This window comes from Proteus cibi (assembly GCF_003144405.1).
GTDB classification, from domain to species: Bacteria; Pseudomonadota; Gammaproteobacteria; order Enterobacterales; family Enterobacteriaceae; genus Proteus; species Proteus cibi.
This window is the reverse complement of record NZ_PENW01000007.1, coordinates 77076-92806: the sequence shown is the minus strand read 5'-3', so window position 1 is coordinate 92806 and position 15731 is coordinate 77076. Positions and strand designations below refer to the sequence as shown.

General features: G+C 37.5%; 14 protein-coding genes and 1 pseudogene. 8 read left to right on the top strand and 7 right to left on the bottom strand.

Annotated elements, in window-relative coordinates; all coding sequences use genetic code 11:
* The first annotated feature begins 17 nt into the window (after positions 1-17).
* The gene (locus DK865_RS02380) at positions 18-314 is read left to right on the top strand and encodes a helix-turn-helix domain-containing protein (RefSeq protein ID WP_036913742.1); all 297 of its coding nucleotides are present in this window, start codon (positions 18-20) and stop codon (positions 312-314) included.
* A gap of 98 nt (positions 315-412) precedes the next feature.
* Here the strand turns inward: DK865_RS02380 and DK865_RS02375 are convergent, their stop codons facing one another.
* Positions 413-1885: an anion permease gene (locus DK865_RS02375; RefSeq protein WP_109391090.1), complete on the bottom strand. Its 1473-nt coding sequence runs from the start codon at positions 1883-1885 to the stop codon at positions 413-415.
* A gap of 533 nt (positions 1886-2418) precedes the next feature.
* Between DK865_RS02375 and DK865_RS02370 the strand changes: the two are divergent.
* A pseudogene (locus DK865_RS02370) lies at positions 2419-2742 on the top strand (LysR family transcriptional regulator); the annotation flags it as partial.
* Here the strand turns inward: DK865_RS02370 and DK865_RS02365 are convergent.
* Positions 2728-3174: a pirin family protein gene (locus DK865_RS02365; RefSeq protein ID WP_228407714.1), complete on the bottom strand. Its 447-nt coding sequence runs from the start codon at positions 3172-3174 to the stop codon at positions 2728-2730. The pseudogene DK865_RS02370 and the gene DK865_RS02365 overlap by 15 nt on opposite strands.
* A gap of 17 nt (positions 3175-3191) precedes the next feature.
* On the opposite strand from DK865_RS02365, the gene DK865_RS02360 reads away from it, so the two are divergent.
* The 6 genes from DK865_RS02360 to DK865_RS02335 all read left to right on the top strand — a co-directional run bounded on the left by DK865_RS02360 (position 3192) and on the right by DK865_RS02335 (position 10518).
* Positions 3192-3869: a hydrolase gene (locus DK865_RS02360; RefSeq protein ID WP_109391089.1), complete on the top strand. Its 678-nt coding sequence runs from the start codon at positions 3192-3194 to the stop codon at positions 3867-3869.
* Positions 3870-4482: 613 nt separating this feature from the next.
* Positions 4483-6150 carry an acyl-CoA synthetase FdrA gene (locus tag DK865_RS02355; RefSeq protein WP_023582648.1) on the top strand — a complete coding sequence of 556 codons (1668 nt, stop codon included), beginning with the start codon at positions 4483-4485 and terminating at the stop codon, positions 6148-6150.
* A gap of 12 nt (positions 6151-6162) precedes the next feature.
* Positions 6163-7428, top strand: a complete 1266-nt coding sequence (locus tag DK865_RS02350; protein WP_023582647.1) for a YlbE family protein — start codon at positions 6163-6165, stop codon at positions 7426-7428.
* Between the two features lie 42 nt (positions 7429-7470).
* Positions 7471-8298, top strand: coding sequence for a DUF2877 domain-containing protein (locus DK865_RS02345; protein WP_023582646.1), 828 nt, complete (start codon positions 7471-7473; stop codon positions 8296-8298).
* 47 nt (positions 8299-8345) lie between these two features.
* Positions 8346-9251: a carbamate kinase gene (locus DK865_RS02340; RefSeq protein WP_023582645.1), complete on the top strand. Its 906-nt coding sequence runs from the start codon at positions 8346-8348 to the stop codon at positions 9249-9251.
* A gap of 25 nt (positions 9252-9276) precedes the next feature.
* The gene (locus tag DK865_RS02335) at positions 9277-10518 is read left to right on the top strand and encodes an MFS transporter (protein ID WP_023582644.1); all 1242 of its coding nucleotides are present in this window, start codon (positions 9277-9279) and stop codon (positions 10516-10518) included.
* 58 nt (positions 10519-10576) lie between these two features.
* Here DK865_RS02335 and allS read toward each other — a convergent pair whose 3' ends face one another.
* From allS to DK865_RS02310, 5 genes are all read right to left on the bottom strand, one after another.
* A complete protein-coding gene (gene allS / locus DK865_RS02330; protein WP_023582643.1) occupies positions 10577-11491 on the bottom strand; it encodes an HTH-type transcriptional activator AllS in 915 nt (304 codons plus the stop codon).
* Between the two features lie 378 nt (positions 11492-11869).
* Positions 11870-12691, bottom strand: a complete 822-nt coding sequence (locus DK865_RS02325; protein ID WP_023582642.1) for a CPBP family intramembrane glutamic endopeptidase — start codon at positions 12689-12691, stop codon at positions 11870-11872.
* Between the two features lie 318 nt (positions 12692-13009).
* Positions 13010-13945 carry a phosphatidate cytidylyltransferase gene (locus tag DK865_RS02320; protein ID WP_023582641.1) on the bottom strand — a complete coding sequence of 312 codons (936 nt, stop codon included), beginning with the start codon at positions 13943-13945 and terminating at the stop codon, positions 13010-13012.
* Entirely contained in the window at positions 13932-14654 is a 723-nt protein-coding gene (locus tag DK865_RS02315) for a lysophospholipid acyltransferase family protein (protein ID WP_023582640.1), read from the bottom strand. The genes DK865_RS02320 and DK865_RS02315 overlap by 14 nt, the downstream gene beginning before the upstream one ends.
* Positions 14655-14657: 3 nt before the next feature.
* Complete coding sequence (locus DK865_RS02310; protein WP_023582639.1) at positions 14658-15320, bottom strand: CDP-alcohol phosphatidyltransferase family protein; 663 nt, start codon at positions 15318-15320, stop codon at positions 14658-14660.
* Positions 15321-15731: the final 411 nt, after the last annotated feature.

Here is a 15731-nt window from a genome sequence, read left to right as displayed (position 1 = left end):
TTATGAGGAAGTTTACTATGAACAAGAAAATATCAAAATTAGTTGGAAAAAAGATCCGAAGTTTGAGAGAAATGTATTGCATGACTGGGGATGAACTCGGTGCATTACTTGGAATTAGTCAACAACATCAATCTCGTTATGAAAATGGAGACACAAACATTCATGCCGAAACGCTTTATTGTTTATCTTATCTTTTTGACGTTGAACCAGAATATTTTTTAAGTGATTTGCTTATCGAAGATAATAAGCTTGAGAAAGATAAAATCGATAATCAAAAAAATCACTACATGGCCGAAGTGATTTTTATACAATGAGAGTTGTTTAGAATAATGCCTAAGACGTGAAGCATCATTTAGAACAATGATGTAACCACGAATACTTAGGCATTTACGCTTCTTGGCGGGATTTATTCTTACCAATATCCCAATACTTTCCACCATACACTGCCAAGCGTGATCCAGATGATAAGATTAACTACACTCATCACAAAGCCTGTTTTCCACCATTCACCTAATGTGGCATAACCTGAACCAAAAATGATGGGCGCAGTACCTGTACCATAATGTGTTAATGACATCATTAATGAAGATGAGAATGCCAAAATCAGCCCTAATAACATTGGTGGTGCGCCAAGAGCCAACCCTGCGGCATAAAATGCGGCAAACATTGCTGTAATATGAGCGGTGGTACTGGCAAAGAAATAGTGAGAATAAACATAAATCAGTACCAGTAATATCATGCCACTGACCCAACTAATGCCCATACTATCAATACTTGCTCCGACACTGAGTGATAACCACTTAATTAATCCTAATTTTCCTAAGAAGGATGCCATCATTACTAATGCAGAGAACCAAACTACTGTATCCCATGCACCTTTGTTTTTTAAAATATCATCCCAATTTAAAACGCCTGTACATAATAAAATCGACAAACCAATAAATGCCGCTGTTGTTGCATTAACACTAAATCCGTCACCAAATAATAATGCAGGGACACCAGCCCACATAATTAATAATAAGGCGAAGACAGCAAGCGTTATTTTTTCAGGTAATGAAATAGGACCTAATTGTGCTAAACGCTCTTTGGCAAAATGAGGCGCATTTGGAGTGCTGGTTATTTCGGGCTTATAAAGTAGATAAATAACAATAGGCATTAAAATTAATGAAACGATAGCTGGCACAAAAGCCGCAATTGCCCACATAGACCAACTAAGCTCATGTGTAGGATCTGTTTCACTAATAATTAAACTGACAATGAGCGGGTTAGGGGCTGTTGCCGTAATAAACATAGCGGAAGTAATAGGATTTATATTGTAGTTCACTAAAGAGAGATAACGACCTATTTTGCCACTTGTGCCATCCTCCGCTTTAGAGTTAAAACTATCTGAAATTGATCGCATAATCGGGTGAATAATCCCACCACCTCGTGCGGTATTACTGGGTGTTACTGGGGCTAAAATTGTTTCGGCAATTGCTAATGAATAGGCTATTCCAATGGTTCTTTTACCAAATAGTGAAATAAAATAATAACCAATTCTAGCACCAAGCCCTGTTTTATTTAGACTCATTGATACCATAATGGAAATACCAATTAACCAGATAAGATCATTGGAAAATCCACTTAATGCATCACCGATAGCAGCTTTGGTTGAATTAGGATTAGTGACACCAGTAACAGCGACCAATGCTATGGCAATAATAGAAACAGCACCGATAGGAAGTGCTTTACCAATAATCGCGGCGATAGTACCCACAAAGAGTGCTAATAAATGCCAAGCATTGGGGTCAACACCTTGTGGTACGGGAATAAGAAACCAGATAATAAGAGCAATAGAAACGGCGATTAATGTAGGTATAGGTCGTAATGGAGTTAATTTATTCATCAGGTTATTCCATTAGGTTGCAGGTTAAATAAATAATCGGAAGTAAAAAATAAAGCTAATAAGTGTTTTTATTGGAGAGAATCTTATTAACATATTATTAAACATTCATTGATTGGTGTCATAAAAACAAAATTATTTATTAACTTAATTTTAAAATAATAGGTTTTATGTAACTTAATGTTATTAAGATACAGAGTGATTATTTATCTTTCTGTTTTTATTGTTGTTTTTGTTTCTTTTTTTATTATAACTAAACTTTAATAATAAAAACTAAATTTAATGATAGGTGGAAATAAAATATAATTATGGTATGTGATTTTATTTTGCATCACATTTGTAATATTAAATTGATAATTTTATAAAAGATTGTGTTATTATTTTTGGTCGTCTTTATTTTATTAACCTATGTGATTATAATGTCATTAACAATAGTTGAATAATGGTAAATAATATTTACCATTATTTTTTGCCATAATATCGGTATTTGAAACAATTCAGCTAAATATTGAAAATAACCTAATAGGTGATACACAATGAAGTACGATTTAAATGATCTTTACTATTTTGTGAAAGTTGTTGAGTTTGACGGTTTTTCTCAAGCAGCAGAAACATTAGGTATACCTAAATCTAAACTAAGTCGTCGTATCGCTGATTTGGAACAAAAGCTTAATGTTTCTTTGATTTACCGTTCTACACGTCAATTTCATGTCACTAAAATCGGACAGACATTTTATCAGCAGTGTAAAAATGTCGTTGCAGAAGCTGAAATTGCGGAAGAAGTTATTTGTTCAGCACAAGGGCACCCACATGGCACCATTAAACTTTCGTGCCCTGTCGCATTATTACAAATTTATATTCATCACAAAAGGGCCATAACCTACAACAGGCTCATTAATAGGTTCACCACTGAGATATAAGACGATGGCATCTTCAATCGCTTCAAGATTAACAGTGCCACCTTCATTATCTAAAATAACCAAATCACCTGTTTGTAATTGAGTCTGATTATCAAGATAAACACTGCCGTGTAAAACCACTAAGCCAACATAGCGATCTTTCTTAGTTGGCTGCGTCACTGATTTTGTGCTCTTTAATTGGAGATCCCACACATCGACAGGCGAAAAGGTTTTTGCTGCACCATACGTGTCATGATAATTCCCAGCAATAACGCGCAATTGACCGGCATTATCTGCCAAAGGAAGTACAGGGATCGCGCTTTCTTTTAATAACGGATAGCCAGCAGGTGCTGATTTAGCCTCAGATGGAAGATTAATCCACAACTGCACCATATCTAACACCCCGCCTTTTGAGCACTCCAGCCAATTTTAATGGTCAACGCCCTGTAATTAATCCAGAAGATGCTGTTATGTTATTAATTGATCACCAAAGTGGTTTATTTCAAACTGTAGGTGATATGCCAATGACGGAATTACGAGCTCGCGCTTCAGTATTAGCGAAAATGGCAACATTAGCTAATATGCCTGTTATTACAACCGCTTCTGTACCGCAAGGTCCTAATGGTCCATTAATTCCTGAAATTCATCAAAATGCACCTCATGCAAAATACATTGCACGTAAAGGTGAAATTAACGCTTGGGATAATCCTGAGTTTGTTGAAGCTGTTAAAGCAACAGGTAAAAAGCAATTAATTATCGCGGGTACTTTTACGAGTGTCTGTATGGCATTTCCAGCAATTAGTGCTGTTGCTGAAGGTTATCAAGTCTTTGCTGTGATTGATGCATCAGGTACTTACAGTAAAATGGCTGAAGAAATTACCTTAGCTCGTATTGTTCAAGCGGGGGTAGTACCGATGGACACCGCAGCGGTTGCTTCTGAAATTCAAAAAACATGGAACCGTGCTGATGCTGCTGAATGGGCGCAAGCGTATACTCAAATTTTCCCTGCTTATCAGTTATTAATTGAAAGTTATAGCAAGGCTCAAGACGTATTAAAAAATAACGAAGTTTTAGATTCTCAGCGTTAATTAATCTTTAACTCTCTGTGTTATTTTTATTCTCTGTATTTAAAAATGCCTATAAAGTCTTTTCTTTATGGGCATTATTTTATAGGGATATATTAGGGTTCAATAATGAAATTTATTTAAAAAGCCTTATTAAATATAAGGCTTTTTTGTTGTTTAATAAAATTAAATGAAATTAAAAATTTAATAAAGAAAAATAGCTTTTTTTATTTGTTGATAATAATTATTTATTGCTGTATGTTATGAAATTGTGACTTTGATAATGATTGCCTTTGTTTTATTTGGAGTTTATGGGTTTTTTGTTGTTTGGTTTTTGTTAAATCCCCCTCAGATTGTTTTGTTTTATTCCTGAATTAATAAACTTTCCTCATCATAATTTATTTAATAAATATCGTTCGATTAAATAAAAATTTTTTACAATAAATAAGTGTGACTTCGGTCACTCTACATTTCGATATTTCTTCAGTATGTTTATACGCAGAGATTAGAAATTAATAAATCAGACATTTATTTATATTGCTTAATAACTTAAGCAAATAGGCTTCTTATTATCAAAAAAACGAAATGCAAATAGATATGTGCTGTTACATATATTAAATGCGTTAAGGATATCATAATGATCCATGCTTTTATTAAAAAAGGGAGCTTTCAGGATTCAGTAAGCCTGATGATTATTTCCCGAAAATTAAGTGAAGCCCCAGAGGTGGAAGAAATTTCCGTCATGATGGGAACACCAGCGAATAAATCTCTTCTTGATGTCACCGGTTTCTGGCATGACATGTTTAACGAAGCAACACCGAATGACATTTGCGTTTCGATTAAAGCGGAATCAGACGATCCTGCCATTATCGATATGATTTCTACGGCATTGGAAGAAGCTCTTGCAGAAATTGCAAGCGGTCAAAAAGGCGGTAACAAATTAACGACAGTACGTAGTTGGCGTACCGCGAAACAAAAAAGCAATAATGCCAATATGTTACTTATCTCTATTGCGGGTGAATATGCTGCTGAGCTAGCAGATACGGGTTTAGAAGATGGCTGTAACGTGATGCTGTTCTCTGACAACGTTTCTATTGCAGATGAAAAAGCATTAAAAGAAAAAGCGGCAGCAAAAGGTCTGATTGTTATGGGACCTGACTGTGGTACGGCAAATATTGCGGGTGCTCCTCTTGCTTTCGCTAACATTGCACCGAAAGGCTCGATTGGTATTGTTGGCGCATCAGGGACGGGTATTCAAGAAATTACCTCTCAAATCGTTTTACAGCGCCAAGGTATTTCTCACTCAATTGGTTTAGGTGGGCGTGACTTAACAGAGCAAATTGGTGGTATCAGTGCAATCACTGCTATCAATATGCTGGCGGCAGATCCTAATACACGTGTTATCGCTTTTGTTTCTAAGCCACCTGCACCGGCTGTTCGTCAAAAAATCATTGCCGAAATGAAACGTCATAACAAACCCATTGTGGCGCAATTCCTCGGAACAACACCGGAGAAATTCCAAGACGACAACCTCTATTTTACTCGTACGTTAGATGAAACTGCTCGCATTGCGGCTGAATTAGCACGTGTTGAAGATATCGCAGCTGAGCTACCTAAAGTTACAGGTAAAAAAATTATTGGTCTTTATGCCGGTGGTACGCTAGCGGCTGAGTGTGCCATGTTGTTATCTGAAAAACTGAATGTTGACGTCGATAACGAACATAAACAAGGCACGATGCTAGATGCTGATGGCCACAAAATTATCGATATGGGTGATGACTTCTATACACAAGGTAAACCACACCCAATGATTGACCCATCCACACGTAACAAATTTATCAGTGAGCTAAGCAATAAAACAGAAGCTGGCGTGTTACTGGTTGATTTTGTTATTGGTTATGGTGCAACTCAAGATCCAGCTGGCGCGTTAATTCAAGAAATCAAAAAACTGAATGAGAAACGTGGCGAAGCCAATCCACTAATCACTATCGCAACTATCACAGGTACTGAAGACGATCCACAAAACCGCAGCGAACAGCAAAAACAGCTAAAAGAAGCGGGCATTATTGTGATGGATACGTTGCCAGAAGCCGTTTTATTAGCAAAAGAATTAATCCAGCCACACCCAGCAGAAGCACATGCTGAAGTATCGCCACTACTTAATGGGATCTCTGTGATCAATGCAGGATTACGTAGCTTTGCAGACGATCTGCAATCAAGTGGCACCCCCGTTGTTCATTATCAGTGGGCACCTGTCGCAGGTGGCAATAAAAAACTGGCTGAAATATTAAAGAAATTGAAATAAGGAATTGCAGATATGTACTCAACTATCGAACAAGCGAATGAAGCAGTTATCGAACGTATCCGTGAAGCCCGTCCTCACTGGTGTGATGTTAGCTTAGCAAAAGAAGTTGTTCCTACTTTAGAAACAGGTAAAAAATTACTTCACGCAGGTCCTCCTGTAACTTGGGGTGAAATGAGCGGTCCTGTTCGCGGTGCATGTATCGGTGCTTCTTTATTTGAAGGTTGGGCAGAAACTGAAGAGCAAGCATTAGCCATGTTAGAAGCAGGTGAAATTGAGTTTATTCCTTGCCATAACGTAAATGCAGTCGGTCCAATGGGAGGGATTACTTCAGCGCATATGCCAATGCTGGTTATTAAAAACCACATTCATGGTAACTACGCTTACTGCAACATGAATGAAGGTATCGGTAAAGTGATGCGCTTTGGTGCTTACGGCCCCGATGTACAAGAGCGTTTACATTGGATGCAAAAGAGCTTAGCGCCAGTATTAAAAGCAGCGATTGCAACCTTTGAAAATGGTATCGATCTGACGGCGATTATGGGGCAAGCCATTACGATGGGTGATGAATTCCACCAACGTAACATTGCCGCATCTGCACTGTTACTGCGCCAGCTTGCACCAGTACTAGGCACTTTAGATTTTGAAGAAGCTGAAATCACAAAAGTGACTAAATTCCTGAGTATTACAGACCAATTCTTCCTGAACTTAGCCATGGCTTACTGTAAAGCGGCGATGGATGCGGGGGCTCAAATCAAGCAAGGTACTATCGTCACGGTGATGACACGTAATGGTAGCAACTTTGGTATCAAAATCAGTGGAATGGGTGACCAATGGTTTACCGCACCAGTCAATACACCACAAGGTCTGTTCTTCTCTGGCTTTAGTCAAGCAGATGCAAACCCAGACATTGGTGACAGTGCAATCACTGAAACCTTTGGTATTGGTGGCGCAGCAATGGTTGCAGCACCTGGTGTAACTCGCTTTGTCGGTGCATCTGGCGGTATGGATGCGGCGCGTGAAGTGACTGAAGAAATGGCTGAGATCTACCTTGCTCGTAACATGATGTTGCAAATTCCAACTTGGGATTTCCAAGGCGCATGTTTAGGTTTAGATGCTCGTCGCGTTGTTGAAACAGGGATTACGCCACTGATCAACACGGGTATTGCACATAAAGAGCCAGGTGTTGGTCAGATTGGCGCCGGTACGGTACGTGCACCTTTAGGTTGTTTTGAAAAAGCGATTGTTGCACTTGCTGAAGAGCTAGGTATCGACGCTTAATCTCGTTTTCTAACGACAAAGTACAGCAATCAAGGGGGCATTATGCAAATTCAAGCACTTCAAACCAGCCAGCATATCACTGACTTTGAAGGTGAGATTAAATGTGTGGGCATTTATGACCATGCTTTGAATTTCATTTGTCCTCAACAACGCTTAATCACTTTTCATCGTGAAGGTAGAGGATTAAGCCCGATGGGATGGTTACTGAAACAAGAAGATTTTGATTATTTTGCCAAACAGTGCCATCCCTCGATAGTGATGAACCTTAAAAATCATCAAGCGACACTCGTAAATAAGCTTACATTGATCGCAGGTCAAAGTGAAAATTTACGCTTACAAGATAAAGCGGATTTAGATTTGCGTTGGTTAGAAAGTTTTTTTTCTCTGTTATCACCCTCGATTGCAACGGGGTTATACGGATCATTGAAAAATTATCGTCAAATCGCGCAACTGAGTGAAATTAAGTTATTAACTAAGCTGTTTCATAATCAGCTATTAGGCAATGCTGTTAACTGGGCTATTTTTACAGGGAAAGGCCCCGGATTAACGCCAAGTTCAGATGATATGCTTGTGGGTATGTTATTTGCACATTATTTAGTAGAGCCAGAAAATAAACTTAATCATTTTTTTAATAACACACCGCCTTTATTTGAATTGACCACCATTGTCAGTAAGCATTATTTGGAATATGCCACACAGGGAATATTTTCTACCTATCTCATTCAATTAGGTAAAAAAATAAAGAATAAAGAGATTATTTTTAAGGATATGTTGGAAATACTCTCTATTGGTCATCATTCCGGCGCGGATACATTACTAGGATTATGGATTGGTTACCAAGCTAAAAAACAACAACAGCATATTAATTAAATCTTTTTAATAAAAGAATTTATATAAACATTCGGATACGGATAATTATGAAAACAATTGTTATTGCTTTAGGCGGAAATGCATTATTGCAACGCGGAGAAGTTTTATCTGCTGACAATCAATATAAAAATATTGAATTGATGTCAGAAACAATTAATAAATTAGCTAAAGAGTATCGTGTTGTATTAGTACACGGTAATGGGCCTCAAGTCGGATTACTTGCACTGCAAAACCTTGCATATCAAGATGTTCCTGCCTATCCATTGGATATCTTAGTCGCAGAAAGCCAAGGTATGATTGGTTATATGATGATGCAGAAAATTAATCAAAATCATCCTGAGCAAGCAATTACAACGGTAATGACTCGAGTTTCAGTTGATATTAATGATGAAGCATTTAACGATCCAAGTAAATTTATCGGCCCTATTTATGATGAGGCTGATAAAGACGAATTAATGGCGAAGTATCAATGGACATTTAAACAAGATGGTAAACATTATCGTCGTGTTGTGCCATCGCCAACACCGAAAAAGATTATTGATATTGATGCAGTAAGACTTCTATTAGATAAAGGGCATATTGTTATTTGTGGTGGCGGTGGCGGTATTCCAGTCAACAATTCAAATAATGAATTTATTGGTAGTGAAGCTGTTATTGATAAAGATTTAACTGCGGCTTTAATTTCTCGTGAATTAAATGCAGAGCACTTTGTTATTTTAACAGAGGCAGATGCTATTTATAAAAATTGGGGTACACCAGAACAAGCTGCAATTCGTGAAGCAACACCAGAAGAACTTGCACCAATGGCTGTCGCTGATGGGGCAATGGGACCAAAAATTATGGCAGTGAGTGATTTTGTTAATGCAACAGGGCAGCAAGCTCATATTGGTGCATTACAAAATATTCAACAAGTTATTGAAGGTCAGTCTGGCACTTTAATTTATAAGTCTTAATAAAAATTCTTTCAGGAGCGTCATTATGAACGATGCACAAGTGAATGAGAAAGGCAAAGTCCCTTATTGGGTCAAACTGACCATTATCTTCTTCTTTGGTTGGATTGCGCTGTATGGTAGCCGTGCCATTGTTGGTCCTTTAATGGTAAATATTGGTGCTGAGTTTGATCTGACTAAAGCTCAACTAGGCTCCATTATGAGTATTTTCTTTATCGGATATACTGCACTAAATATTCCATCAGGCATGATTGGTGACTATTTAGGTAAGAAAAAAGTATTAGTAACGGGTGTAGTTCTCTTTGGTGGATTTACCATTATTGCGGGTATGATGCCAACTTACGTGACCTTTATGTTTGCATGGGTCATGGTAGGGATATTCCAAGGTTTCTATTATGGTCCTCAGTATGGTCTATCCTCAGAAGCGATACCAAAACACCGTATTACATTAGGTAGTGCGATTATCAATAGTGGTATGGCATTTGGTTTATCTATTGGTTACTACATCTCAAGTATTTCTGTTGGTGAGATGGGAATGAGCTGGCGTGCTCCGTTCTATATCATTGGTGTGCCCATTATTATCATTGGGTTGGTTATGTTATGGATCATCAAAGATAAGCCAAAAGCACAACCTGCGACAGAAAATGGCGCACCAAAACAGAAGGTTAAACTGACATTTAAAGATTTATTTGGTAATCGCAATATCAACCTTGCGTATGTCACCATCTTCTGTTCAATCTATGGCTTCTTTGTATTAGTCACTTGGTTACCGTACTACTTAGAAACTGAGCGTGGGATCACTGGAACACAAATTTCAACTATCGCATCATTAATGCCGTGGTTTGCTATTCCTGGTTCACTTATTTTTAGCTGGGTTTCAGATAAAATTGGTCGTCGTAAACCGGTATTACTGATCATGTTACCGTTGTCATTAATCGCTATTCTTGCTGTGCCAATGTCAGAATCAATGCCTGTATTAATTGGTGCTCTGATCCTTTACGGTATTGTAGGTAAAATTAGTACAAACCCAGTACTTGTTGCTGTGGTTGCTGATAACTCACCGCGACATGCACTAGGTACATCGTTTGGCGTTTATAACTGTATCGGTATGTTAGGTTCTGTTTTTGCACCAACATTAACCGGTTTCCTATCAGACAAAACAGGTAGCATGGACTCCGGTTTCTACTTTGCAGCTATTCTGATTTGTATCGGTATTGTCGCAAGCCTCTTTATTAAAGAAAGCAACAATAATGAAGAAGCAAAAGCGTAGTATGTTATTCAGATAGTGACTGAATACACAGTAAAAGGGCAAACTTTGGTTTGCCTTTTTAATTTAAAGGATCGTAAAACGATTGTACGCTAGGATGATTTTGCTTAAATAACTCCACTAAATAACTGACTACTGCGCCTTTTTTGTCTTCACACCATGCTAATGAAAGAGGAGAGTTATGACGACGATTTTTCACTTCTTTCGCAATTAACTGTCCACTATCAATTAGTGGTTTGCATAAACTTAATGGCAAAAATCCGATTCCTACGCCTTTTAAATGACAGGCTAATTTGGTGTGTAAATCAGGGACACGGATCTCGTGCTGACCCGATAAGCGCCAAGCTGTACGTTTAGAAAGATGGCGAGACGTATCTTCGACGTTTACAGCAGAATACATACGCATTTGATCGTCACTTAATACACCGCTGATATTGGCTAAAGGATGATTAGGTGCAACAACAAATTGCCATTGAATTTCGCCCATCGCACAAATGTTAATATTATTCTTAAGAGATTCATTGCCTGTAACACCGATAGCAAAATGATAATCTTCGTTAATAAGTGCATCCCAAACCCCCATATAGACTTGGCGAGTAATATGAAATTGGGTAGATGGAAAACGTTGATGAAGACACGCCAACATACTGGCGACTGCAGTACGATCATAGAGAAGATTATTAATAACAATATTAACCTGATGTTCGACACCTGCGTTCATTTGCTGGAGTTCTACAGGCATTGATTCTAACCATACAATCCATTGACGGCACTTTTCTAATAGGTATTCACCCGCGGGAGTGAGTGTAACGGTTCTTGTGGTGCGATTAAAAAGTTGGGTGCCGATATTTTCTTCTAATGTTTTTATACGGTAACTAATTGCCGCGGATGTTTTATGAAGCATATCGGCGGCTTTGGTAAAACTTTGGCAATCGGCGACCTGTATAAAAGTGCGGATCATTTCTTGGTCTAACATATTTTTGTCCTGATGGCGAAAGAGGCAAATTTTCAGCAGAGAATGCTGAACTAAAAAAAGCAAACAAAGCAAAGCTTACCTATTTTTTCTGAGGTCTATACTGCAAAGTAAGACAACTTCTTATCGTGTTAATGGATGTTATTATTTTTGGCTTATTGTTGTTTGCCGTATGAAGTTTTGATTATTTATAGATAAGTGATAAAGCATACTAACAAAAATTTCATCGGATGATGGGCGCAAATAAGAAGATCGGTATTCTATTTGTGTGATTGCTTTCACGTTTCACTTATCCTTTTACTGACTAAGTTAAGATATCAGTAAAAGGTAGTGAAGATCAGAATAAAAAATAGACCATCATTGTGATATGAAAAATAGAGATCACGCTATTTTAAATGGATAAGTAAAAAAGAGTAGGTGAGTCAGATTAAGTGCAAAGTGAAATAGTGTTGAAACCCAAAGCCGACCACTCCACATCCAGGCTAATCCATAAATAATACCCGCCAGTGAAGCAAATATGATCAGTAATAATCCGCCTGCGAAATGTGCTAAACCAAAGATAGTGGCTGCGATTAAGAGTGCAACATAAGGCGGAAGATAGCGTGATAATGTTTGCTGAATAACCCCTCTAAATAATGCTTCTTCAGCAAGTGATACAAAAAAGAGGTTCGCGAGAATAAATGCAGGTAACCACGATGGTAAATGCAATTCAATTGCCAATCCCCCCAGTTTTACGGCGATTAATAACAACGCAGGAATAGCAATAATTAGCATTACCCACTGTAATTTATTTGCTTTTTTTAATGGTTCGCAGATAAAAAGTGTAGGCACAAAGATCAGAAAAATAAAAGGTAATAATGCTTTATCGGCATTGAAATAAAAAGAAAAAGGGGCGCTTTTCATCCCTATAATGGTATGTGAAAGGTAACGTAAATTGTTGAAACCAGGAATAAGGTGAAAAGTTAATCCACTAGCAATAATGATAAGTGCAAGAATGATGATTGCGCTAAGTAGAGGCTGTTCTTTATAGCGGGAATAGGCGAAGGCGAGTAAGAGAATACTAAAAATAATTGGCAAGGTATGCCATGTAATAACACCGGTTATAAATGCGCTAAGTGCTGTAAAGATTAGTGTAATAAACGCAAGAGTGCGATTGAAACCCAAAAATAACAAAGAAAAAGCAAGAAGTAGCCAAGTAATCATAACTGTAAAGGTTCTAAAATGAAAAGGAGCGCTAGGGTAAAAGATAGCGGCTTTCTAGGCTATCACTATAAATAAGAAAACAGAGAAATCAGACCTCTTCGCTTGTAATTTATTTATTTAACTTATTGAATTTTATGTTAAATTTATAAAATTGATTTTTAATCTAAAATTAAAACAAATGTTTAATTTATATAATGATAGTCAATTAAGGATATTAAATTCGCATGAGAAAAATAGAGAGTATAAAAATACCGATAGTTTTCATATCGGTATTTTTGTCTATATAGGCTCGTTTACATTTGATTAAACAGCGTAAAACTAAACGTAAAAATAGCGAATAACATGGAAGAAAATAGGCGCTGCAAAACAGAGGGAATCCATTCTATCCATCATGCCACCATGACCTTCGATCATCGTGCCAAAATCTTTTACGCCACTGTCTCTTTTAATTGCTGACATACATAAGCCACCAGCAAAACCCGCCAATGTAATCACTAAAGAGAGTAAAAAGGCAGCCCACCATGAGAAAGGCGTTGCCCACCACAACATCATACCAATAAGACTGGCGGAGATAATGCCACCAAAAAAGCCTTCCACTGTTTTATTTGGGCTTAATTTAGGCACGATAGGATGTTTGCCAAATAATTTACCAAATACATATTGAAGTACGTCAGAAACTTGCACCACTATCATTAAAAAGAGTAGTAAATTGATATTACGGCCTTCGAACCCCTCAATTGGCAACATTAAAAGTGCTGGTGCATAACTTAGACAATAAATGGCTATCATTACGCTCCATTGTACTTTTGCCATACGTTCTAAGAAGTGGCGAGTGTCACCCGAAAGCGCCATACGTGTTGGTATTAATAAGAAAGCGTAAACAGGAATAAATACCGCCATTAAGTTGTACCATTGCACACCAACAAGAATGTATTGGATAGGCAATATAACGAAGAAACACCAGAATAGCGCTTCATGGTCGCCACGATGTGTAGGGGTTAAGGTAATCAGTTCGCGTAATGCAAGCCATGAGATAATAGTAAATAGGACGACAGATCCAATAGCCCCAATGCCTATTGCAACACCTGCAATAATACACATTACCCACCACGCGTTGATCCTTGAATTAAGGTTCGTAATCGTGGAAGTAGGACCTTTTATTGCTGCTAAAATAGCACCAATAATGCTGGCGATAATTAAGAAAGAGAAGAGCCCGATAAATATCCAGAGGACTTCATTATTAATACGTTCCATTGTGTAGCTCCTCTAACGCACTTTTTGCTCTTACTAGAAACTCTTGTTTACTTTCATTTTCATGAGTAGACCCAATAGGAGCACCAAAAATGGCACTGCAAATAACAGGAACAACTAAGCGAGATCCTTTAGGAAGGACTCTATTTAAGTTTTCTAGGTAAATAGGGACTAATTGCACATTCGGATTTTTACGAGAGAGATGCCAAAGACCGGCTTTAAAATCTTGAATAGATTCGCCGTTACCTCGAGTACCCTCAGGAAAAATAATTAAAGAATCTCCTTGGTCTAAAATTTCTTGCATCAGGACAAGTGCATTAGTTTTATTTTGTGCTGATGATGCCGAGTTATTTGTGCCTTGTTCTACGGTTTCCTCGCAAGAATTTTCCTCTTGTGGAAAATTCATTTTGGTCGCATGACGAGGAATGAGAATGGCTCTAAAGATACGACGAGATAAATAACGGCGTAAGCGGTTTTTATTCCAATAATCTTCAGCTGCAACGGGATGAACATAAGGGCGAATATTGGGCGAAAGACAAGACCAAATAACTAAGCCATCAAGATGACTAGAGTGGTTAGCGTAATAGATACAAGGTGTATCTTTTGCAATAGGAGAGGTTTGTTTAGCGCGAATACCTGTTAAGAATCGGCAAATAGAGACTAAAACGGATGATACCACTTTTGCATCTAAAGCAAGTTTTCCATTTTTCATTAATCAGACACCTTGTGCTAAATCCCGTAAAATTCGACGGGTTCTGAAAATTGTGGTGAGCGTTGAACCTAAAATAATAATCCATAATGAAATAAAAAAGAGCCATGTTCCCCAAAGACTAGGAATAAATGCGGCAATAACAGCAACAGAGGTTAATAACGCCATTCGGTGTTGTTTTGCCATTGGGCCGGTAAATTGTTGATCTAACCCACAAGCCCCCCCTAATACACGGACATAAGCGGTCATTACCGCAAAAAAAGCGCCCACCCAGCTCAATGTAATGGCCATAGAAAAATCAGAAGATAATCCATAACCGACACCCAAAATAATTAAAGTATCAGCAATTCTATCGGGCAATTCATTATAAACAGCACCTACTGGGCTTTTCATGCCGCCTTCAACAGCAACCATACCATCTAATAAATTACAAATAAGGCGACCTTGGATCATGATAGCGCCAAGGATCAGTAAAATTGAGCGTAATAATCCAGATGTGTAAAAGAGGGCACTAAAGAGTGATAAGCCTGCAAGTAATGCAAATACGACGCTAAACACGGAAATACCGTTAGGGGTTGCCCCTTTTTGTTGTAAGTAGCGACTGCACTTTGTGGCCCAGTTTGTTTGTCTTGCTTTTATAGGGCGACGGTTTTTATCTTGAGCGTTCATTTTTTCTTTGTTAAAAGCGAGTTAGGAGGGGATAGCATAAGGGCATTTGCACAAAGTGAGAATAAGAATAAACGTATAAGTTTATCTTATATTTTTTTATGAAGATGAATTCCTTCTTGTTATGCTCTTATTAAGACTATAAATCAATCATCAATAATTATTTATTTTTCTAGGTGTTAATACTTATCGGTAACTAATGTATTATACTTACATCGTGTAATCATTTAATGATACTCTTTATTTGACTGTTATTAAGTAGAAATAGTAAATAATGTATTACATTAATTAAAGTATAAGGAGAATAAATTTCTTAAGTAAAAGGGAGTATAAAGGGAAATACTTATTATTATCTCTTATTTTACAGTTTAAATAACTGGAATTAACCCCTCTCGATTAGAATTTTCTTATAAA